The organism is Streptomyces sennicomposti (assembly GCF_019890635.1).
In the GTDB taxonomy this organism is placed as follows: domain Bacteria; phylum Actinomycetota; class Actinomycetes; order Streptomycetales; family Streptomycetaceae; genus Streptomyces; species Streptomyces sennicomposti.
Genome location: NZ_JAIOAB010000041.1, coordinates 36,953 through 57,468 on the forward strand (window position 1 = coordinate 36,953; position 20,516 = coordinate 57,468).

The 20,516-nt window shown below is 69.7% G+C and carries 17 protein-coding genes and 1 riboswitch; of the genes, 9 read left to right on the forward strand and 8 right to left on the reverse strand.

The genetic code is table 11. The features are described from left to right. Positions 1 to 4 precede the first annotated feature (4 nt). The 5 genes from qcrC (at position 5) to K7787_RS21660 (ending at position 6,498) form a co-directional block, all read left to right on the forward strand. Positions 5 to 814: a cytochrome bc1 complex diheme cytochrome c subunit gene (qcrC, locus tag K7787_RS21640; RefSeq protein WP_009188179.1), complete on the forward strand. Its 810-nt coding sequence runs from the start codon at positions 5 to 7 to the stop codon at positions 812 to 814. Further along, a complete protein-coding gene (gene qcrA, locus K7787_RS21645; protein WP_009188178.1) occupies positions 811 to 1,869 on the forward strand; it encodes a cytochrome bc1 complex Rieske iron-sulfur subunit in 1,059 nt (352 codons plus the stop codon). Before qcrC ends, qcrA begins: the two co-directional genes overlap by 4 nt. Next, the gene (qcrB, locus tag K7787_RS21650) at positions 1,866 to 3,503 is read left to right on the forward strand and encodes a cytochrome bc1 complex cytochrome b subunit (protein WP_223002614.1); all 1,638 of its coding nucleotides are present in this window, start codon (positions 1,866 to 1,868) and stop codon (positions 3,501 to 3,503) included. Before qcrA ends, qcrB begins: the two co-directional genes overlap by 4 nt. Before the next feature lie 148 nt (positions 3,504 to 3,651). Further along, on the forward strand, positions 3,652 to 4,716 hold the full coding sequence (gene trpD, locus K7787_RS21655; protein ID WP_164392149.1) for an anthranilate phosphoribosyltransferase: 1,065 nt from the start codon (positions 3,652 to 3,654) through the stop codon (positions 4,714 to 4,716). A gap of 102 nt (positions 4,717 to 4,818) precedes the next feature. Beyond that, positions 4,819 to 4,935, forward strand: a riboswitch (SAM riboswitch). A 201-nt stretch (positions 4,936 to 5,136) separates the two neighbouring features. Further along, a complete protein-coding gene (locus K7787_RS21660; protein ID WP_223002615.1) occupies positions 5,137 to 6,498 on the forward strand; it encodes an aminotransferase class V-fold PLP-dependent enzyme in 1,362 nt (453 codons plus the stop codon). Between the two features lie 35 nt (positions 6,499 to 6,533). Here K7787_RS21660 and K7787_RS21665 read toward each other — a convergent pair whose 3' ends face one another. Both K7787_RS21665 and K7787_RS21670 read right to left on the reverse strand, forming a co-directional pair. After that, positions 6,534 to 6,815 carry an Lrp/AsnC family transcriptional regulator gene (locus tag K7787_RS21665; protein WP_009188173.1) on the reverse strand — a complete coding sequence of 94 codons (282 nt, stop codon included), beginning with the start codon at positions 6,813 to 6,815 and terminating at the stop codon, positions 6,534 to 6,536. 100 nt (positions 6,816 to 6,915) lie between these two features. After that, on the reverse strand, positions 6,916 to 8,199 hold the full coding sequence (locus K7787_RS21670) for a phthiocerol/phthiodiolone dimycocerosyl transferase family protein (RefSeq protein WP_223002616.1): 1,284 nt from the start codon (positions 8,197 to 8,199) through the stop codon (positions 6,916 to 6,918). A gap of 343 nt (positions 8,200 to 8,542) precedes the next feature. Here K7787_RS21670 and K7787_RS21675 point away from each other — a divergent pair, with 343 nt between their 5' ends. Continuing rightward, positions 8,543 to 9,760, forward strand: coding sequence for a cytochrome P450 family protein (locus K7787_RS21675; RefSeq protein ID WP_009188171.1), 1,218 nt, complete (start codon positions 8,543 to 8,545; stop codon positions 9,758 to 9,760). 45 nt (positions 9,761 to 9,805) lie between these two features. On the opposite strand, the gene K7787_RS21680 is transcribed toward K7787_RS21675, so the two are convergent. The 5 genes from K7787_RS21680 to K7787_RS21700 form a co-directional block, all read right to left on the reverse strand. Beyond that, a complete protein-coding gene (locus K7787_RS21680) occupies positions 9,806 to 11,158 on the reverse strand; it encodes a cytochrome P450 (protein ID WP_223002617.1) in 1,353 nt (450 codons plus the stop codon). Between the two features lie 59 nt (positions 11,159 to 11,217). After that, complete coding sequence (locus K7787_RS21685) at positions 11,218 to 12,576, reverse strand: cytochrome P450 (protein ID WP_009188169.1); 1,359 nt, start codon at positions 12,574 to 12,576, stop codon at positions 11,218 to 11,220. A gap of 12 nt (positions 12,577 to 12,588) precedes the next feature. Beyond that, the gene (locus K7787_RS21690; protein ID WP_223002618.1) at positions 12,589 to 13,506 is read right to left on the reverse strand and encodes a terpene synthase family protein; all 918 of its coding nucleotides are present in this window, start codon (positions 13,504 to 13,506) and stop codon (positions 12,589 to 12,591) included. Beyond that, positions 13,503 to 14,570 (reverse strand): polyprenyl synthetase family protein, encoded by a 1,068-nt coding sequence (locus K7787_RS21695; RefSeq protein WP_223002619.1) that lies wholly within the window; start codon positions 14,568 to 14,570, stop codon positions 13,503 to 13,505. The genes K7787_RS21690 and K7787_RS21695 overlap by 4 nt, the downstream gene beginning before the upstream one ends. Before the next feature lie 226 nt (positions 14,571 to 14,796). Then, on the reverse strand, positions 14,797 to 15,750 hold the full coding sequence (locus K7787_RS21700; RefSeq protein ID WP_223002620.1) for a cytochrome P450: 954 nt from the start codon (positions 15,748 to 15,750) through the stop codon (positions 14,797 to 14,799). Positions 15,751 to 16,272: 522 nt separating this feature from the next. Between K7787_RS21700 and K7787_RS21705 the strand changes: the two genes are divergently transcribed. Next, complete coding sequence (locus tag K7787_RS21705) at positions 16,273 to 17,424, forward strand: acyl-CoA dehydrogenase family protein (RefSeq protein WP_223002627.1); 1,152 nt, start codon at positions 16,273 to 16,275, stop codon at positions 17,422 to 17,424. A gap of 256 nt (positions 17,425 to 17,680) precedes the next feature. On the opposite strand, the gene K7787_RS21710 is transcribed toward K7787_RS21705, so the two are convergent. Continuing rightward, complete coding sequence (locus K7787_RS21710) at positions 17,681 to 18,466, reverse strand: rhomboid family intramembrane serine protease (protein ID WP_223002621.1); 786 nt, start codon at positions 18,464 to 18,466, stop codon at positions 17,681 to 17,683. Positions 18,467 to 18,620: 154 nt separating this feature from the next. On the opposite strand from K7787_RS21710, the gene K7787_RS21715 reads away from it, so the two are divergent. Then, on the forward strand, positions 18,621 to 18,860 hold the full coding sequence (locus K7787_RS21715; protein ID WP_009188163.1) for a hypothetical protein: 240 nt from the start codon (positions 18,621 to 18,623) through the stop codon (positions 18,858 to 18,860). A gap of 61 nt (positions 18,861 to 18,921) precedes the next feature. Next, positions 18,922 to 20,271 carry an NYN domain-containing protein gene (locus tag K7787_RS21720; RefSeq protein WP_164392155.1) on the forward strand — a complete coding sequence of 450 codons (1,350 nt, stop codon included), beginning with the start codon at positions 18,922 to 18,924 and terminating at the stop codon, positions 20,269 to 20,271. The last annotated feature ends 245 nt before the right edge of the window (positions 20,272 to 20,516 follow it).

The following is a 20,516-nucleotide window of genomic DNA, read 5'->3' on the forward strand; positions in this document are numbered from 1 at the left end:
ATCCGTGAAAAAGCTCTCCGCACGACGACGCCATCCGCTGGCGGCGGTCGTCGTCCTACTTCTCGCGCTGGCGGCCACGGGGGGGCTGTACACCGCGTTCGCGCCCGCGAGCAAGGCGAAGGCCGACGACTCAGCCCAGTCCCTCACGATCGAGGAGGGCAAGAAGCTCTACGCGGTCGGCTGCGCAAGCTGCCACGGCACGGGCGGTCAGGGCACCACTGACGGCCCGAGCCTCGTGGGCGTGGGCGCCGCCGCGGTCGACTTCCAGGTCGGCACCGGCCGTATGCCCGCCCAGCAGCCGGGCGCGCAGATCCCGCGCAAGAAGGTCATCTACAGCCAGGCCGAGATCGACCAGCTGGCGGCGTACATCGCCTCCCTGGGCGCCGGCCCCGTCGTGCCGACGAAGAACCAGTACAGCCCGGAGGGCGCGGACATCGCCAAGGGTGGCGAGCTGTTCCGCACCAACTGCGCCCAGTGCCACAACTTCACCGGCAAGGGCGGTGCGCTCACGCACGGCAAGTTCGCCCCGGACCTCGACGGCGTCCAGCCGAAGCACATCTACGAGGCCATGCAGACCGGCCCGCAGAACATGCCCTCCTTCCCCGACACCACGATGTCGGAGAAGAACAAGAAGGACATCATCGCGTACCTGAACGCGGTCAACAGCGACAAGACCGACAACCCCGGCGGTCTCGAACTGGGCGGCCTCGGGCCGGTCAGTGAGGGTCTGTTCGCGTGGATCTTCGGCCTCGGCGCGCTGATCGCCGTAGCCGTGTGGGTCGCCGCTCGGACCGCAAAGGCCAAGAAGTCATGAGTAGCCAAGACATTCCAGAAGAGAACCTGCCCGCCGAGCAGGGCACGGCGCACGGCGCCGTAGGCGTCGCGGACGAGAAGAACCCGTTCGCCGACCCGGGCCTGCCGCCGCACGAGCACCGGATCCAGGACATCGACGAGCGGGCCGCCAAGCGGTCCGAGCGCGTCGTCGCCCTGCTGTTCACGGTGTCCATGCTGGCCACCATCGGCTTCATCGTCTCGTACGTGACGATCCCGAACGACAAGTCGGTCTACGTCTTCCCGATCGGTCACCTCAGCGCGATGAACTTCGCGCTGGGCCTGACGCTCGGCGTGGCGCTGTTCTGCATCGGCGCGGGCGCGGTCCACTGGGCCCGCACCCTGATGTCGGACGCCGAGGTCGCCGACGAGCGTCACCCGATCGAGGCGTCGCCCGAGGTGCGCGCGAAGGTCCACGCGGACTTCAAGCAGGGCGCCAAGGAGTCGGTGATCGGCCGCCGGCCGCTGATCCGCAACACCATGCTGGGCGCGCTCGCCCTGGTGCCGCTGTCCGGCCTGTTCCTGCTGCGCGACCTGGGCCCGCTGCCCAAGGAGACGCTGCGGCACACCCTGTGGGCCAAGGGCAAGCGCCTGGTCAACATGAACACCAACCAGCCGCTGCGTCCCGAGGACGTCGCCGTCGGTTCGCTCACCTTCGCCATGCCCGACGGGCTGAAGGAGACGGACGAGGAGTTCCAGACCGAGATCGCCAAGGCGGCGCTGATGATCGTCCGGCTCCAGCCGGACAACATCAAGGACAAGCGCGAGCTGGAGTGGTCGCACGAGGGCGTCGTGGCCTACTCGAAGATCTGCACCCACGTGGGCTGCCCGATCTCCCTGTACGAGCAGCAGACCCACCACGTGCTGTGCCCGTGCCACCAGTCCACCTTCGACCTCTCCGACGGTGCCCGAGTGATCTTCGGCCCGGCCGGTCACGCCCTGCCGCAGCTGCGCATCGGCGTGGACAGCGAGGGTTACCTCCAGGCGCTCGGCGACTTCGAGGAGCCCGTCGGTCCTGCATTCTGGGAGCGCGGATGAGTACTACAGCGAGCAACGAGTCCCGCTCGCGCGGGAAGGCGCCGGCCGGCGAGAAGATCGCCGACTGGGCCGACGGCCGGCTGGGCATCTACAGCCTGGCCAAGGCCAACATGCGCAAGATCTTCCCCGACCACTGGTCGTTCATGCTGGGTGAGGTCTGCCTCTACAGCTTCCTGATCATCATCCTCACGGGTGTGTATCTGACGCTGTTCTTCCACCCCTCGATGAACGAGGTGGTGTACCACGGCAGCTACGTCCCGCTCCAGGGACAGCTGATGAGCGAGGCGTTCAACTCGACCCTGCACATCTCCTTCGAGGTGCGCGGTGGTCTGCTCATCCGGCAGATCCACCACTGGGCCGCGCTGATCTTCCTCGCCGGCATGTTCGTGCACATGATGCGCGTGTTCTTCACCGGCGCGTTCCGCAAGCCGCGTGAGGTCAACTGGCTGTTCGGCTTCCTGCTGTTCGTCCTCGGCATGTTCACCGGCTTCACCGGTTACTCGCTCCCGGACGACCTGCTCTCCGGCACCGGCGTCCGCTTCATGGAGGGCGCGATCCTGTCCGTGCCGATCATCGGCACGTACATCTCGTACTTCCTCTTCGGCGGCGAGTTCCCCGGCCACGACTTCGTGGCCCGGTTCTACTCGATCCACATCCTGCTGCTGCCGGGCATCATGCTCGGTCTGGTGGTCGGCCACCTGATCCTGGTCTTCTACCACAAGCACACGCAGTTCGCGGGTCCCGGCAAGACGAACAACAACGTCGTCGGCATGCCGCTGCTGCCGGTCTACATGGCCAAGGCCGGAGGCTTCTTCTTCCTGGTCTTCGGCGCCATCGCGGTCATCGCCGCGATCGCGCAGATCAACCCGATCTGGGCCATCGGCCCCTACCGTCCGGACCAGGTGTCCACCGGCGCCCAGCCCGACTGGTACATGGGCATGGCCGAGGGCCTCATCCGCGCGATGCCGGGCTGGGAGATCAACTTCTGGGGCCACACCCTGGTCCTCGGCGTGTTCATCCCGCTGGTGCTGTTCGGCGTGGTCCTCGCGGCGATCGCCCTGTACCCGTTCATCGAGTCCTGGGTCACCGGCGACAAGCGCGAGCACCACATCCTGGACCGCCCGCGCAACGTCCCGACCCGCACGGCCTTCGGCGCCGCGTGGATCGCCTGGTACTTCGTGCTGCTGATCGGCGGTGGCAACGACCTGTGGGCCACCCACTTCCACCTGTCGATCAACGCGATTACCTGGTTCGTCCGCGTCGCGTTCTTCGTGGTGCCGGTCATCACCTTCGTCGTCACCAAGCGGATCTGCCTCGGCCTGCAGCGCCGGGACAAGGAGAAGGTGCTGCACGGCCGCGAGTCCGGCATCATCAAGCGCCTGCCGCACGGTGAGTTCATCGAGGTCCACGAGCCGCTCAGCCAGGAGCAGCTGTACACCCTCACGGCCCACCAGCAGTACGAGCCGGTCGAGATCGGCCCGACGGTCGACGAGAACGGCGTCGAGCGCAAGGTGTCGGGTACGGCCAAGCTGCGCGCCAAGCTCAGCAAGGCCTACTACGGCGAGGACAACCAGATCCCGAAGCCGACTGTCGAGGAGTACAAGGAGATCACGAGTGGCCACGGCCACCACTGATCACTGACCCCTGAGCGTCGCCACGCCACGGTCGAAGGGCCCCGTCCGAACCCCGGACGGGGCCCTTCGCGGTGTCCGGGGCTGGATAGGGTGGAGGCGTTGTGACACCTCGCGTCCCCAGCCCGGGGCGCCTACCCAGGAGCGGCTTATGAGCGCTGTGACCCCCGCCGGAGGCGACACCGCGGCGGCCCGTTCCTGGCCCGCTGTACTGAACGGCCTGCTGGAGGGCCGTGACCTCAGGGCCGACGACACCGCCTGGGCCATGGACCGGATCATGGGCGGCGAGGCGACGGACGCGCAGATCGCCGGCTTCGCGGTGGCGCTGCGCGCCAAGGGCGCCACGGTCGAGGAGATCACCGGGCTGGTGCGCACGATGTACGAGCACGCCAACGTGATCAAGGTGCCGGGCGACACCGTCGACATCGTCGGCACCGGCGGCGACGGCGCCAAGACGGTGAACATCTCCACCATGTCCTCGATCGTCGTCGCCGGGGCCGGCGCCAAGGTCGTCAAGCACGGCAACCGGGCCGCGTCCTCCGCCTCCGGCGCCTCCGACGTGCTGGAGAAGCTCGGCGTCAACCTCGACCTCACCCCGCGCCGGGTGGTCGAGGTCGCCGAGGAGGCCGGGATCACCTTCTGCTTCGCGGTGAAGTTCCACCCGGCCCTGCGCCATGTGGGCGCCGCGCGCGGTCAGTTGGGCATCCGTACGGTGTTCAACCTGCTCGGCCCGCTGACCAACCCGGCCAAGGTGCGCTCCCAGGCGGTGGGCGTCGCCGTGGCCCACGAGGCGCCGATCGTCGCGGGCGTCTTCGCCGAACGCGGTAACTCCTCCCTGGTCTTCCGGGGCGACGACGGCCTGGACGAGCTGACCACGACCGCCACCTCCCGGGTGTGGGTGGTCCGCGACGGGCAGGTCACCGAGGAGGCCTTCGACCCGCGGGACGTGGGCCTGGACCTGGTGCCCGTGGAGGCGCTGCGCGGCGCCGACGCGTCGTACAACGCCGAGGTGGCCCGCCGGCTGCTGGACGGCGAGCGGGGCCCCGTACGGGACGCGGTGCTGCTGAACTCGGCGGCGGCCCTGGTGGCCCTCAGCCCCGGCTCCGGGACGCTGGCGGAGCAGATCCGGGCCGGCATGGAGCGGGCGGCGGAGTCGATCGACTCGGGGGCGGCCCGGCGCACGCTGGAGCGCTGGGTGGCCGCGAGCAACGCCTGACGGCCCGTAGGGCCCGCCCGGTGGGCTCTCAGGACCCGTCGCGGTCCCGCGATCCGGACAGGGGTTGCGGGACCGCGATCAGTTCGCGTACTTTCCTGTCCAGGTCATGAGTGACAGCCATATGGCCCCGGCCGGCTGTCCGGCAACCCTCCGTCCGTGGCGGGGTGCCCCGGGTGAAGACCAGGCCGTAGGCAGCGAGGTCTACGGCAAGCGCGGACCCCTCGCACACTTCTCCAGTGTGGGGCCAGGGGTCCTGGTCGTGACGAGGGAGCCTTCCGTGAGCAAGCGAATGCGCTAGGGCCGCAGAGCCCCGCCTCCGCGTAAACCCTTTTGTTCCACCGTGCTTGAGCCGAGTCATGCCGTGTGCCGCGTCATGGCCGCTCGTTCGGTGAATTCAGCCTGCTTTCACGGGAGTTCGCCATGTCTGTCACCACCCTTGCCGCCGACCGGTCCGTTTGCGCCCCACTGCCCGTTCTGGGACGGGATGTCACCGTGCCGCTGGTGACCGGCGGCGAGGTCGTCTACGCCGCCCTCGACTACGCGGCCAGCGCGCCCGCCCTCCAGCGCGTCTGGGACGACGTGGCCGCCTACGCGCCCTACTACGGCAGCGTCCACCGCGGCGCCGGCTACCTCTCGCAGCTGTCCACCGACCTGTTCGAGAACGCCCGCCGGACGGTCGCGGAGTTCCTCGGCTGCCGCGCGGACGACCAGGTGGTGTTCACCCGCTCCACCACCGACTCGCTCAACCTGCTGGCCCGCGCCCTGCCCGCCGACTGCCGCGTGTTCGTCTTCGAGACCGAGCACCACGCCTCGCTGCTGCCCTGGCGCGACGCGCAGGTGACGTACCTGAACGCCCCGCGCACCCCCGAGCAGGCGGTGGCGACCCTGGAGCGGGCGCTGGCCGACCGCGACCCGCACGGCCCCGCCCTGGTCTGCGTGACCGGCGCCTCCAACGTCACCGGCGAGCTGTGGCCGGTGCGCGAGCTGGCCGCCGCCGCCCACGCGCACGGCGCCCGGATCGTCCTGGACGCCGCCCAGCTCGCCCCGCACCACCCGGTCTCCGTGACCGACCTGGACGTCGACTGGGTCGCCTTCTCCGGCCACAAGCTCTACGCCCCGTTCGGCGCCGGAGTGCTGGCGGGCCGCGCGGACTGGCTGCGCGAGGCCGAGCCCTATCTCGCGGGCGGCGGCGCGAGCCGCCGGGTGACCCGGCGCACCGACGGCGGCGTGGACGTGGAGTGGCACGACAGCGCCGCCCGCCACGAGGCCGGCTCCCCGAACGTCATCGGCGCCTACTCCATCGCCTCCGCCTGCAAGGCCCTCACCGAGGCCGGCTTCGACTCCCTGGTGGCCCGCGAGCGGCATCTGATCGGCAAGGTGCGCGCGGGGCTGGCCGAGGTCCCCGAGGTCAGGGTGCTGTCGCTGTTCGGCGACGACGCCCCGCGGGTCGGCGTGATCTCGTTCGTCGTCGAGGGCTGGAACAGCTCCCACTTCGCCGCGGCGCTCTCCGCGGAGTACGGCATCGGGGTGCGCGACGGACTGTTCTGCGCCCACCCGCTGGTGCGCACCCTGCTCGGCAGCGACCCGCAGAGCCAGGGCGAGTGCGGCGCGCCCGAGGCCGCGCCCGGCGAGAAGTCCCTCAACGCCATCCGCGTCAGCTTCGGCGCCGGCACCCCCGACGAGCACGTCGAGCGGTTCGTGACGGCGGTGCGGGAACTGGTCCGCGACGGCGCGAAGTGGCGCTACCGCACCGAGGACGGCCGCTGCGTCCCGGCGGTGTGATCCGTACGGCCCTCAGGAGGCGGCGGTGCGCCCGGTCAGGAGTCCAGGCCGATGGCGAACGCCGCCTCCAGGTCGTGCTGCGAGTACGTACGGAACGCCACGTGCGTGTCCGTCGCCTCCACGCCGGGGATCTTGCTGATCCGGCCCGGGATGATCTCGGCCAGGTCCTCGTGCTGCCGCACCCGCACCATGGCGATCAGGTCGTAGGTGCCGGTGACGGAGAAGACCTCGCTCACGCTCTCCAGCGAGGCGATCCGCTCGGCGATCTCGGGGATCCGGTCCACGCTGGTCTTGATGAGGACGATCGCGGTGATCACGGCTGGTTCTCTCCCTCGATGTGCGATGGATTCCTCACTCTAGGACCTGATCCACACCCCGCCAAAAGAAGAGTGGGCCCCGCTCGCCGGAGGACGCGTGTCAGCGGGCGAGGTCGGCCAGGGAGAGCCGCAGAGTATGGAGCAGCTGGGCCATCTGCTCCGGACTGTAGGTCCAGCTGTCGTACTCGTTCTGGATCAGCAGGCGCCCCCCGAAGCTGGCCACGCCGATCTTGGGCGGCATTCCGGGCGCATTGGCCGTACCCCCGAAGCGCAGGAGGTCCGTCCCGGGAGGAACGGGGTGCGCGGGAATCCGGCCGACATTGGAGATGCCGTAACTGACGACGGGGGAGGGGGCGGCGATACCCCGGGCCCCGGCGCGCAGTGCGGTGAGCAGGAACCGCTCGGGGTCGCGGCGGGCCAGGGCGGCCTCCACCTGGACCGCGGCCTGTCGGCCGATCTCGTGGGGCTGGTCGTCGGGCGAGACGGCCAGCGCGGTCTGCAGACCGGTGATGCAGTTCAGGACCGTACTCAGCGGCAGTTCCGGCTCCAGCCGCGTACGCAGATCGACGCCGTGGCCGCACACCATCGGCAGCGGGCCGGTCTCCGGCGCCAACTGCGTCCGTACGGCGGTCAGCACCAGACCCGTCACGAGACTGTTCACGGTGACACCGCGAGCCCTGGCCGCGGCGACCACGGCTTCGGTGACGGCCGGCTCAAACTCCAGCCGGTCGACGACGAACCGCCCGGAGACGGGCGGGCGGTCGGCACGGCCTATTCCCTCGGTGGGCAGCGTGGCGGGCTTGGTCTCGGGGGGCGGCCCCTCGGCGAGGACGTCGACCAGGGCGTCGATCTCGGCGTCGGGGAAGTCGCGCGCCAGACGCGTGTCGATCGCCTCGGGCAGCGCGGTGCGTCGCCCCGGCGAGGGATCTGCGCCGGCCGCGAGCGCGGTATAGGACGCCCAGAACTCTTGCAGCAGGTGGAAGAGCGACCGGCCGTCCGCCACCCCGTGGTGGACGCCGAGCACCACCTGGCTGACCTCTCCGTCAGTGAGCAGCCAGGCGTGCAGCATGCTCTCCGTCCAGTCGGGCCGCGAGTTGATCACCTCGGAGAAGGCATCCGCCCCACCCTCGCGCGCCGTCAGCGGCGGCCGCACTCGGTCGCGTACGCGCAGCAGCGGCCCGGTGTCACTGGCCGTCACCTCGGCCCTCAGCATCGGATGGTGCTCGGTGAGCATGCCCAGGGCGCGCGTCACCAGTGTGGGGTCGAGAGTGCCGCGCACCTGGGACTCAACGTAGGCCGGCATGTCGAACAGGGGCAGACCCGCTGCTCCCGAGTCGGTGAAGTAGACGCTTTCGAAGGGGGATACGGGACGCTGAGAAGTCATCTCGGTGGGTCCTCCGGTGCCGTTGGGCCGTCGAGCCGAGCGCGTCACGGGTGCCGTCCGCGGTGCGGGGCCGGGATCGTGCAGGGCGGCCGCGAACTCTCGCGGGTTGATCGGCGATGCGGGCGGTGAGTGGGCCGCGGCGGGAGGCAGCCCGTCCAGCAGCAGGGCGAGGTAGCTCCGTCAGGAACCGCGTGAGGCGGGCACCGCCCGTCCCAGTGCGGCCAAGCGGTGCTCGCACACCCTCCTGGCCGACCATGGGCGGCACCCTAGCATCGAACGTGGACTGCCCCCCGTTTGGCTGTACTGTCACGCCGTCAACCGAAGAGAGGTCCCCGGTCGGTTCCTGCGGGCCGCTCGATCGGAGGAACGCTTGTTCCCGAATGCCTTCGAGGATCTGTCAGCGCTGGGGCAGGGCTTCACAGACAATCCTTTTCCGGTCTACGAGCGTATGCGCGCCCAAGGGCCGGTGCATCGGGTGCGTACGGCCGCGTCGGATGACTTCTGGCTCGTCGTCGGCCATGAGGAAGCGCGCGCGGCACTCACGGATTCCCGGTTGTCCAATGACATCAGGTACTCGGCGAACTGGCAGGACGACGGCGGGAACTCGATCGGCCTGAACATGGTCCAGACGGATCCACCGCGCCACACCCTGTTGCGTCGGCTCGTCGCCAAGGACTTCACACCCGGGCGCGTCGAGGCACTGCGGCCCCGGATTCACCGGGTCGTGGACGAACTGGTCGACGCGATGCTGCCGTTGGGCAGGGTAGATCTGGTCGAAGCGTTCGCGTTGCCCGTGCCGCTCGCGGTGATCTGCGAGCTGCTCGGAGTGCCCGCCTCCGATCGGAAGACCTTCCACGACTGGTATCTGAGCAGCACCGACTTCACCCGTCCGGAGATCGCGGGAGCCGCCGCGCAGGCCATGACCCAGTATTTCGCCGATCTCATCGCGGCCAAGCGGGACGAGCCGGGCGACGACCTGCTGAGCGCCCTCGTCGGCGGCCCGCACGAGGGCGGGGACAAGCTCTCCTGTGAGGAGATGCTGGGTATGGCCTTCCTCCTGCTGGTGGCCGGGTACGAGACGGCGGCGAACTTGCTCTCCAGCGGGACCCTCGCCCTCCTGCGCCATCCCGGCCAACTGGCCGCGTTGCGCGCCGACTGGTCGCTGCTGGGGAACGCGGTGGAGGAGATGCTCCGGTACGACGGACCCGTGGAGACCACCGCGTTCCGCTACGCCAAGGACGAGGTGCGGATCGGCGGGAGCGTCATCGCTCCGGGGGAGTCCATCGCCGTCGTACTGGCGGCGGCCTCGCGCGACCCGGGGCGGTTCGCCGACCCCGACCGCTTCGACATCCGGCGCAACGCCCGCGGGCACATGGCATTCGGCTACGGCGTCCATCACTGCCTGGGCGCACCGTTGGCCCGGATGCAGGGTGCGATCGCCTTCCGCACACTGCTGGAGCGCTGCCCCCGCCTCGCTCTGGACATCGACGAGGCCGATCTGGTCTGGCGGCCCAGTCTGATGCTGAGGGGTCTGCACCAGCTGCCCGTCACCGTCGGCTGACCCCCGCCCTCCCGAAGGGGCGCGAAGGCGGCCTGCGAATCCTGGTCAGCGGGGCTGCGGCACCATCGGCAGTGGCCCGGCGGTCAAGCTCATCTCGGCCCGGGGACGTACGACGTGGCCGCGGAGAGGCAGCAGCCTCCAGCGGGAGGCGATGGCGGCCAGGGCGAGTGTCGCCTCCACCGTGCCGAAGACGTCACCGATGCACTTGCGGCTACCCCCGCCGAACGGCAGGTACGAGCCGCGCGTGACGTCCTTGGCCCGCTCCGGCAGCCACCGGTCGGGATCGAACCTCTCCGGGCGCGCGAAGAGCCCCGGGACGCGGTGGATGACGTATGGGCTGATCAATATGTCCGCTCCGGCGGGCAGCCGGACGCCGGCCAGCTCGGTGGGCTCGGTGGTCGTGCGGGTGAACATCCAGGCCGGCGGGTAGAGCCGCAGGGTTTCGGTGAAGATCCGCTGCGTATGGACGAGCTTTGGCACGTCGGCGTAGGTCGGGGCTCGGCCGCCCAGCACCGAGTCCACCTCGGAGTGCAGCCGCGCCTCTGCCTCGGGATGCGTGGCGAGCAGGTGCCAGGCCCAGGTCAGCGCGCTCGCGGTGGTCTCGACTCCGGCCAGTAGCAGGGTGATTATCTGGTCGTGGACCTCTTGGTCCGACATGGCGCCGTCGTCGTCGCGGACGGCCAGCAAGGCCGACAGCAGGTCGCCGCGGTCCTGCCGGGAGTTCCGGTAGTCGCCCACGATGCCCTCGATCAGTGAGTGCAGTCGGCCGAGCGCCGCGTCGAACTCCCGGTTGGCGGCCAGCGGCAGCCTGGCCAGCAGCCCTGTGGGGTCCACAGCCCGGCGGTAGGCGCCGTGCACCATGACAGGCAGGCTGCGCTGGATCTCGGCCACCGAGTGCGGGGCCATCTCGGTCGAGAAGAGCGCCCGGGCCGTCACTCGGGCGGTGAGGGCCTGCATCTCCTCGCTCACGTTGACCGGCTGCCCGGCACGCCAGCCTTCCGCGTGCCGCGCGCACTCCTCCCGCATCACCTCGGCGTACCCGGCGATCCGCGTCGGGTGGAAGGCGGGCTGGACCATCCGGCGCTGTCTGCGGTGATCCGCCCAGTCCGAAGTGATCAGCCCGTTGCCCAGGATGGGCCGAGCCTTGTCCTTCACCGGCCCACCCGTGTCGTAGACCCGCGCGTTGAGCAGCACCTGCTGCACCAGCTCGGGATGGCAGGGCAGGTGGGCGCGCTTGGTGCCGATGCGCAGTTCGACCAGGTCACCGAGGGCGGGCAGTGACGCCAGGAAGGCCAGAGGACGCTGGGCCATGGCGAGAGCGTGGCCCACCAGCGGGAGGCGGCCCGGTGCTTCGGCCACCTGCCAGCCAGCCGTGGCCGTTTCGGATGAGATCTGCATGCCTGTGGAACGTCCTTTGCCGACGGGTACGGAGGGGACGGGTGACGCGGCGGGACGGCTCAGCGCCGTTCGAGGACCATGGGCAGCGGGCCTGCCTCCAGGGTGGCCTTCGGCTCGAGGCGCAGCCGGGTCCCGGGCACCGGGCGCAGGCGCCACCGCGCGGCGACGGTCGCGACGATCAAGGCGGTCTCGGTGAGCGCGAGCACGTCGCCGATGCACTTGTGGGTGCCCGCGCCGAACGGCAGCAGCGCGCCACGCGGCACCTGGGCGAGCCGGTCGCCTTCCCAGCGTCCCGGGTCGAAGTGCTCCGGGTCGGGGAACAGCGCGGGGTTATGGTGCAGGGCGTACGCGCTGTAAAGGATCATCGTTCCGGCGGGCACGGTACGGCCGCCCAGACCGACGTCCTGCGTTGTGACCCGCATCGCCATCCACGAGGGCGGGTACAGGCGCAGCGCCTCGGTGATCACATTGCGGGTGTAAGGCAGGCCGGGCAGGTCGTCGTAGCCGGGCGTGCGGTCCCGCAGCGCCTCGTCCACCTCCGCGTGCACCTGCTTCTCCACCTCGGGCAGGGTGCCCATCAGATGGAAGACGAAGGCCAGCGTGGAGGCGGTCGTCTCGCTGCCGGCGACAAGGAAGGTGATGACCTGGTCCAGCACCTGCCGGTCGTCCAGTTTCTCTCCGGTCTCCGGGTGCTCGGCCTGCAACAGGGTGGCCAGCAGGTCCTCCTGCCCGGTCTCGGACCGCCCGCGGCGGGCGATCATATCCGCGACGATCTGACGCAGTCTGCCGTTGGCCCGGGCGTAGGCGCGGTTGGCGGGGGTGGGCAGTTTCTCCATGATCCCCAGGGGTGCCATGGTCCGCTTGTAGATGCCGTGCGAGACCGTACGCAGGCATCGCCGGGCTTCTTCGATCAGGGCGTCGTCGAGCCCGGCGGAGAACAGTGTGCGGGCCGCGACCCGCATCAGCAGGGCGTGCATGGTGTCGCTGATGTCCTGGGTCTCCCCGGACCGCCAGCTGTCGGTGACACGACGGGTGTCCGCGGCCACGGCGGTGGTGTAGGCGGCGATCTTCGCCGGGCGGAAGGCGGGCTGGATCAGCCGTCGCTGGAATCGGTGCTCCTCGCCCCGGGACACCGACAGACTGTTGCCCAGCAACTGCCGCGCCTTGTCGAACACTCCGCCCTTGTCGTAGACCCGTGGATTGAGCAGGACCTCACGGACCAGCTCGGGGTGGGCGGCGAGATAGGCGCGGTTCGGTCCCAGACGTAGCTCGACCAGGTCGCCATGGGCCGGCAGCGAGGCGAGGAACTCCAGAGGGTACCGCCACAGTGCGGGCACGTGGCCCAGCAGGGGCAGGGCTCCGGGGGCCACGCCGGTCCGCCAGGTCAGTCCGTCCGCCGGACGTCGGATACCGCTCATACGACAGCTTCCTCACTGTATCCGGGAGTTGACTTCGTTCACCGCTGTCTGGTAGCGGCGGTCGCGCGTGGTCCAGGTGAAGTTGCCCTGTATGAGGTCGAACAGCACGTCCCGGCTGACATCGTCGAACGCCTTGAGGCACTCCATGTCTTCGGCCATGTCGTCCAGCCGGGCCTGGAAGAAGGCCCGGAACTCCGCGTCGTCCGAGAGGTCGCACAGCCGGAAGCAGTTGGTGATCTGGCCGAGTGCGTGCTCACGGTCGTAGGAGTAGAAGTCGTTGACGATCGCCAGCCCCCGAGTGGCCATCCGCGCGGCCAGCCCCGTCTTGGAGTGCTCGGTCAGCTCACGGTGGCGGTAGATCGGGTAGGACATCTTCATCCAGAAGTCCACGCCGACATCGGTGACGCGGAAACGGAAGTACTGCTCCGGCGAGGTGCCGCAGAGCACCTGTTTGAGCCGTGAGTCGCGGAACATGTGATCGCTGGTGACGAAGGCGCGGGCCCCTTCGTACGCGAACTCGGCGTCCTGCGGCGTGTAGTACCGCTCGCACACGGCACGCACCTCGGGCAGGAAGCTGTCGAAGTCGTGCAGGGCCGGGTCCATGTCGTCCCAGACGAAGGTGATGCAGTTGAGCACGCAGACGGCTTTGAACGCCTGCATGTCCTTGATGTGGCGAGCGCTCTGCGACCACCGCACGACGTCCATGTAAGAGATCCACCGCTTGTCGGAGACCGCTTTGCCCAGCGGCGCCACGGCGCGGTTGCAGGCGTCGATGACCTCGCGCAGTTCGGCGTCGGTCATGGGCACCTTCTGTGCCTCACGGCCGACATATCGGCCGAACAGTGCGGCGAACCGATCGGTGCACTCCTGCCAGTGGCGTGCCGTCCCGGTGGCCGTCGGGTCGGCGGGGGCGGTCAAGTGTGTGCTCATGAGGTCCTCCTCGTGGCTGTCACGGCCAGTTGCTTGAGCGCGGTGATCGCGGTGGGAGAGAAGGGTGCGGTGTCCAGTGCCCGCAGGGCCTGCCGATAGCGGTCCTCGATCATTTGCTCGACTGCGTCGCGCGCGCCGGTGGCCGCGAAGATCCGTCGGATCTCGTCCGCGTCCGCCTCGACCAGCGCGGGGTCGCCGAGCAGAGTGTGCAGCCGGGCGGACTGTGCCGTGTCGCCCTTGCTCAGAGCCAGGGCGACCAGGGTCGTGTTCTTGCCGGCCCGCAGGTCGTCCAGGCGTGACTTGCCGGTGTCCTGGACATCGCCGTAGACGCCCAGCAGGTCGTCGCGTAACTGGAAGGCCTCGCCCAGGGGGAGGGCGTACTCGGTGCAGGCGGCCATGGCCCGCGGGTCGGCGCCGGCGAGTGCGGCGCCGATGTGCAGAGGGCGCTCGATGGTGTACTTGGCGGTCTTGTAGCGGTTGACGGTCAGGGTGGCGTCGACATCGTCGGTCAGCGCGCCGGTGGCCTGGAGGTCGAGATATTGGCCGAGCATCACCTCGGTTCGCATCTCCGTGACGAGCGGGAGCACGGCCGCGGTCTGCTCGGAAGTCAGGCCTGCGGTGTGCAGGATCTGATCCGACCAGGTGAAGGCCAGATCGCCGAGGAGTACGGCGGCGCCTAGTCCGAAGCGTCGCGTGCGGTCCCCACTGGAGTTGTCGGCGAGTGCGCGATGAATGGTCGGACGCCCGCGTCGGGTGTCGCTGTCGTCCATGATGTCGTCGTGGATCAGGGCGAACGCGTGGAACATCTCCAGCGATGCCGCCACTTGCACGACGGTGTCACCGGCGGCTTCCCCGGTGACCGCCTGCCAGCCGAGCATGGTCAGTATGGGGCGGATTCGCTTGCCACCGACCATGAAATCAGCGAGAAGCTCAATGAGACCGCCCATTTGTGACGGCTCGCAGTTCTTCCTGCGCTTCTCGAGAAAATCCTTGAGTACGTCGTCGATGGCCTGCCTCTCCGCGGTTGTGTCGGGGGTTGCGGGCGATATGGTCTGTATGGACATATGCCTGTGCTCGATCTCCCTCGTGGACCCGTCGGGACCGGTGACCGCGCGCACGTCGGGACCCGGGAACGCAGCCGAGCCGTGATGACTGCGAACCGGAACGGTTCCGAACAGGCAGACCGGTGACAGGTGGGCCGTGGGTGCGATGGCTGACAGGAACGCGCGTCGAAGACGTTCCTGCGTTCGGCGGCCGTGCGGCACTGCCCGCCGCCGAGGTGGCATGGCGTCAGGGAACCAGGTCGACGCGCAGTTCCCTGAGGCCGCGGATGTTGACCTGCGGGCGCCAGACGACCTCGTCCCGGCTCAGTCGGATGTGGCGGTGGCGGCGCATCAGTTCGGTGAACACCACGCGCGCCTCCGTCTTCGCCAGCAGGGCGCCGATGCAGTGGTGCGGTCCGCCGCCGAACGCCAGCGGGCGCACGTTGGAGCGTTTGAGAACGAGCCGGTCGGGGTTGGGATAGCGGAGTGGGTCCCGGTTGGCGGCACCGAGGAGGATCATCACCTTGGAGCCGGCTGGGATGGTGTGACCCTCGAGTTCGACGTCGTCCGTGGTGATGCGGGCGACGAGTTGAATGGGCGCGTCATATCTGAGTAGTTCGTCGACGCCGGCTTCGATGAGAGCGGGATCGTCACGCAGGGCGCGCAGTTGGTCGGGGTGGCGCAGAAGACCGAGCATTCCGTTGCCGATGAGATTGACGGTTGTCTCGTGGCCGCCCATGAAGAACATCATGATGTTGGCGACGATCTCCTCGTCGCTCAGTTTCTCGCCGTCGAATTCCGCCAGCAGCAAGCGGGAGATGATGTCGTCCTGAGGATCCGTGCGCCGCTGGATCAGGTGCTCGGCGATGTAGGCGCCGAACTCCTCGGCTGCCTCGTTCATCGCCCGGAGGGTGGCCTCGTCGGTGGCCGGGTCGATGACGTGGCCCAGCGCGTCGGTCCACTTGCGGCACAGGTCGCGGTCCTCCACGGGCAGTCCGCCCAGACCGCAGAAAATCGTCACCGGCACGAGGGCGGCGAGCGACCCTATGAGGTCGATGTCCCGGCCGTCACCCATGTCGTCCATGATTCTGCGAACGATGCGGTCGATCCGGGGGGCCATCTCGCGGATGGCCCCGGCCGCGAAGAGAGGGTTGGCCAGGCCCCGTAGTCTGCGGTGCGCCGTGCCGTCCCGCATCAGCATCCAACTGCGCGTGGCGCGTACGATGGGACTGTCCCGGCCACCCCGCTGAGCGGCCCATTTGGGATCCTGGGGATATTCGCTCGTCAATTGGGGACGGCGTAGGAGCGAGGCAGCCGCAGAATACCCTGAAACGACCCAATGACCATAAGGTGTCCGGTGAACCGGCTCGACGTCCCGCAGTCGCTTGTAAAGAGGGTACGGGTCTTCATGTAACCGCGGGTCCCGCGCATCGAACAAGGCCCCGTTGCTGGTTGCTTCCATGCCAGTGCCCCCATGCATGAAAAGTGGCAGGGCGGGTGACGGGTCCGCCGAAGCGGCACCGAACCCGTTGATCGCATAGTAGGCATAAAAGAACCGAGTGCGACAAGACCCGCCAGGCCCCGAGGGTGGGTAGGGCCGCCGCCCGCGGACCATGGGTCATGCCCGGGCAAAGATCCTTCGATTGCCTGGACACCCTCACCAACTGCACCGTACGGTAGGCTTGTTGAGGTGCATGCTGACCAGCATATGGGGGAAACCACGGTGCGGCGCGCTGTATTTCACGAGGAACATGAAGCTTTCCGTTCGGTGCTGCGGGGCTTAATCGAGGCCGAGGTCGTACCGGTCTACTCCGAATGGGAAGCCGCTGGTCGGGTACCGCGCGATTTTTATCGCAAGCTGGGCAAGCTGGGCATTTTTGGTTTCGGTGTGCCGGAGGAGTTCGGCGGATCGGGTGCGGCGAGTTTCAAGTTCAATGCCGTGATCGCCGAGGAGTGCGCAAGAGCTGGCGTCACCTTCGGTGGCGCCAGCGCTCACCTGGCACTGCCGGCCACGTTCGTGAAGTACACGACGGAGGAGCAGCGGCGGCGCTGGCTGCCGGGCTTCGTCACCGGCGATCTGATGACAGCCATCGCGATCACTGAGCCGGAGGCGGGCTCCGACGTCGCCGGTATACGGTCAGCCGCCCGGCTCACGTCCGACGGCACGCACTATGTGCTCAACGGTGTCAAGGCCTATGTCTCCGGTGGGGCTCAGGCGGATCTGGTGCTCGTCGTCTGCCGCACCTCCGCCGACGAGACCGACCGACGCGGCGGGATGTCACTGCTCGCCGTTGACACCGCGGCCCCGGGCGTGTCGATCCACTCCGAACCGACGACGCTGGGCCTTCGGTCGTCCGACATCGTCCACATGACGTTCACCGACGTGCGGGTTCCCGTCACGGACGTGATGGGCCGTCCCGGAGAGGCCTTCGACTGTCTGGCCGACATCTTTCCCCAGGAGCGGCTCGGCATAGCCGTGGGCGCCTACGCCCACGCTGCAGCGGCCGTTCGTCTGACCGTCGAGCACGTCAGGACACGCACGGCCTTCGGCAAGCCTGTCGCCGCCTTCCAGAACACCAAGTTCGTGATCGCCGACTGCCACGCGACGGTGAGCGCCCTGCGGGCGGTGGTGGATCAGGCACTGGAGGCATTCGACGCCGGTGGCCTGACCGCGGAGGAAGCGGCGGCCACCAAGCTGTACTGCACCGAAACCGCTTCGGGAATTCTCGACAAGTGCCTGCAGTTGCACGGCGGGCTGGGATTCACCATGGACCACCCGATCGCCCGGTTGTACGCCGACAACAGGGCCAGCCGGATCTTCGGCGGTACCAGTGAGATCATGCGCACCATCGTGGCCAAGTCCATAGGGCTCTGAACGAGTCTTTCCAGCCCCGGCGTGACGGGCGGTCTCCGGTTGGCCGCGCCGTGCCGGACAGTCCGGGGACGCGTGGGCCGAGTGGTTCCGAGGCCGCGCCGCTGACCGCCCGGGCCGGGGTGCGGGCGTCTGGACTCATCCCCCTCACTGCTTCCCCCTCCTCGGTCTGTCCCCCGGTCCGCGGTCCCCGTCCCGGCCGACTGCCCCCTGAGGCGTGGCGAAGTCGGCCCTGTGTCGGCCAAACCCGCCGGCTGCCTCACTCGCGGTCGGCGTTGCGCGAGCGGTGCGTGACATTGAGCCCGGCGCCCACCACCGCCCCGCCGGGCCGCCGCCCGCGGCGCCCCGGGCCGCCGTGGCGGACCCAGGCGAACAGGAAGCCGAGCCCGAAGCCCACCACGTGCGCCAGGTACGCCACCCCCGGCCCCTGGCCCGCCCGGCCCGCCGCCAGCCACTGCAGGCCCGCCCAGAACGGCAGCACCACCCACGCGGGCAGCCTGAGCGGCAGGAAGAACAGGAACGGCAGCACACTGGTCACCCGGGCCCGGGGGAACAGGTAGAGGAAGGCGCCGAGGACCGCCGAGATCGCCCCCGAGGCGCCCACCAGGCTCTGGTCCGAGGCGGAGTGGGCGAGGGCGTAGCCGACCAGGGCGAGGTAGCCGCAGCCGGTGTAGAAGAGCGTGAACCTGACCCGGCCCATGCGCTCCTCGGTCATCGCCCCGAAGACGTGCAGGAACAGCATGTTGCCGAGCAGGTGCACCCAGCTGCCGTGCACGAACAGGGCCGTCGCCGGGGTGAGGGCGGCGCGGGCGGAGCCGGTGAACAGCTCGGCGGGGATCACGCCCCAGCGCCGGAAGTAGGCCTGCTGCGCGGCGAGCAGCGCGTCCCCGGAGCCGTGGGCCGGGTTCAGGCCCCCGGCCGGGCCGATCGCGAAGACCAGACAGCACAGGACGATCAGCGTCCTCGTCACCGGCGCCCGCGTGGTCCGCACCGCCCGCAGGGCCCCGACCGCCCGGACGGCCACCGTGTTCCTGTACCCGATCATGTGCACAGAGCATGGCGTAACGGGACGCATCCGCACAGACCGCCTCGCCGCCGTGGACACCCGGGCGGCGAGGGCCCGCCAGGCCGTAGGGTTACGAGCCGGCGCTCCAGGGAAGCTGGCGCGTCACGGAGACCAGAACGAAAGTGAAGCCACGATGACGGTTCCCCTGCCGACCGCCACGACGCGGTGGCGCTGCGCCCTCTGCGGCAACCTCACCCGCTTCGACGTGACGCGCTCGTCGAAGGTCGTCGAGTACGTCCATCTGGACCTGGCCGGCGAGCCGAGCGTCGAGGAGCGAGAAGTGGTCAGTGAGACCATCGAGTCGGTGCGCTGCCGCTGGTGCAACGCGGTGGACAAGGTGGAACTCGTGGACAGGCCGGGCGCCGGCTCCTGAGCGGAGCGGGCCCCGCACAGGCGATCCCCGGACGGGGGTCCGGCAAGACATTGGGGTGAGGATGGTGGAGACACGAGGCGGGGAGCCGGACGACGGCGCCGCTGAGGTGCTCGACCGTCCCCTGCCCGACGGCGTGCGGCGCCGGGTCGTGCAGATCGTGGCCGACGCCTTCGGCCGGCTGACCGTCGCCGAGCTGCCGGCCCAGCTGCGCCAGTACGCCCGGTTCGCGCCCAACCGGCGGGCCAAGTTCGCCGGCAACGCGATGGCGGCGGCCCTGGAGGGCGACACGCTGTTCCGCCAGCGCGTGGGGGAGAAGTTCAAAGAGGCCGAGCCGGAGCTGTCCGGCGCCCTGGACTCCGGCTCCCCGCCCCCGGCCGCGGACCCGCTCGACGTGGCGGCCGCGGCCTATGTGCTGCGCCCGCCGGGCTGGGTCAAGCTGGTGACCGCCGCCGGCGAGGAGGTCCAGCGGGCCCACGCCGAACGCGTCGAGGAGGAGAGCCGGGCCGAGCTGGAGCGGCTGCGCGCCGAACTCGCGGCGGCCCGCGAGCAGACCCGTACGGAGACCGAGCGGCTGCGCGCCGAGCTGGACTCGGCCCGCAAGGAGGCCGAGGCGCTGCACCGCAAGCTGCGCGCTGCGCACAGCGACGTCAAGAGGGGCGAGGCGGCGCTGCGCAAGGCGCTGGCCGAGACCGAGGCGGCGCGCGCCGAGGGGCAGACGCAGGTGTCGGCCGCCGAGAGCGAGACCCGGCGGCTCAAGGCGCGCCTCGCCGAGGCGGAGTCCGCCCTGGAGGCCACCCGCAGGGCGGCCCGCGAGGGGCGCAGCGTGGAGGACATGCGGGTGCGGCTGCTGCTGGACACCGTCCTCGACGCGGCCCAGGGGCTGCGCCGGGAGCTGGCGCTGCCGCCGGTGTCGGTGCGGCCGGCCGAGACCGTGGACGCGGTGGAGCCGGGGCGGATGACCCCGAAGGACATCGCCGCCCGCGCCCTGTCCGAGCACGACCCGGCGATCCTGGACCAGCTGTTGGCGCTGCCGCAGGCGCATCTGGTCGTGGACGGCTACAACGTCACCAAGACCGGCTATCCGCAGATGCCGCTGGAGAAGCAGCGCCTCAGGCTGCTCGGGCAGCTCTCGCAGCTCGCCGCGCAGACCGGTGCGGAGGTCACCTGCGTCTTCGACGGGGCGGAGCTGGTCGCGCCGGTGCTGCTCGCGCCGCCGCGCGGGGTGCGGGTGCTGTTCTCCAAGCCCGGGGTGACCGCCGACGAGCTGATCCGCCAGCTGGTGCGGGCCGAGCCCCCCGGCCGCCCGGTCATCGTCGCCTCCACCGACCGCGAGGTCGCCGACGGCGTGGCGAAGGCGGGCGCCCGCCCGGTGGCCTCGGCGATGCTCCTGAAGCGCTTCTCCGGCGGCTGAGGCGGGCGCGGGACACGGGGTGCGATGTCCCGGGGTGCGGCCGCGGTGGGCGGTGCCGTGGTGCGCGGTGTCAGGGCGGGCAACCGAAAACGGGCATAAGGCAATTCACGCCACAATCCCAACGTAGGGGTTTAACGTCCGAATTGGCGGGCGCGCCGCGCGACCCTGCGTCAACCTGGGTTCACTTCTCGTGAGTTGAGTGCAAAGAAACCTCTCGAGGGGCGGTATTTTCTGCTGTGGGATTT

Coding starts and splice junctions, on each gene's coding strand:
- qcrA (WP_009188178.1), top strand. CDS start 811: ATGAGTAGCCAAGACATTCCAGAAGAGAACCTGCCCGCCGAGCAGGGC.
- qcrB (WP_223002614.1), top strand. CDS start 1,866: ATGAGTACTACAGCGAGCAACGAGTCCCGCTCGCGCGGGAAGGCGCCG.
- trpD (WP_164392149.1), top strand. CDS start 3,652: ATGAGCGCTGTGACCCCCGCCGGAGGCGACACCGCGGCGGCCCGTTCC.
- K7787_RS21660 (WP_223002615.1), top strand. CDS start 5,137: ATGTCTGTCACCACCCTTGCCGCCGACCGGTCCGTTTGCGCCCCACTG.
- K7787_RS21670 (WP_223002616.1), bottom strand. CDS start 8,199: ATGACTTCTCAGCGTCCCGTATCCCCCTTCGAAAGCGTCTACTTCACC.
- K7787_RS21680 (WP_223002617.1), bottom strand. CDS start 11,158: ATGCAGATCTCATCCGAAACGGCCACGGCTGGCTGGCAGGTGGCCGAA.
- K7787_RS21685 (WP_009188169.1), bottom strand. CDS start 12,576: ATGAGCGGTATCCGACGTCCGGCGGACGGACTGACCTGGCGGACCGGC.
- K7787_RS21690 (WP_223002618.1), bottom strand. CDS start 13,506: ATGAGCACACACTTGACCGCCCCCGCCGACCCGACGGCCACCGGGACG.
- K7787_RS21695 (WP_223002619.1), bottom strand. CDS start 14,570: ATGTCCATACAGACCATATCGCCCGCAACCCCCGACACAACCGCGGAG.
- K7787_RS21700 (WP_223002620.1), bottom strand. CDS start 15,750: ATGCTGATGCGGGACGGCACGGCGCACCGCAGACTACGGGGCCTGGCC.
- K7787_RS21710 (WP_223002621.1), bottom strand. CDS start 18,466: ATGATCGGGTACAGGAACACGGTGGCCGTCCGGGCGGTCGGGGCCCTG.
- K7787_RS21715 (WP_009188163.1), top strand. CDS start 18,621: ATGACGGTTCCCCTGCCGACCGCCACGACGCGGTGGCGCTGCGCCCTC.
- K7787_RS21720 (WP_164392155.1), top strand. CDS start 18,922: ATGGTGGAGACACGAGGCGGGGAGCCGGACGACGGCGCCGCTGAGGTG.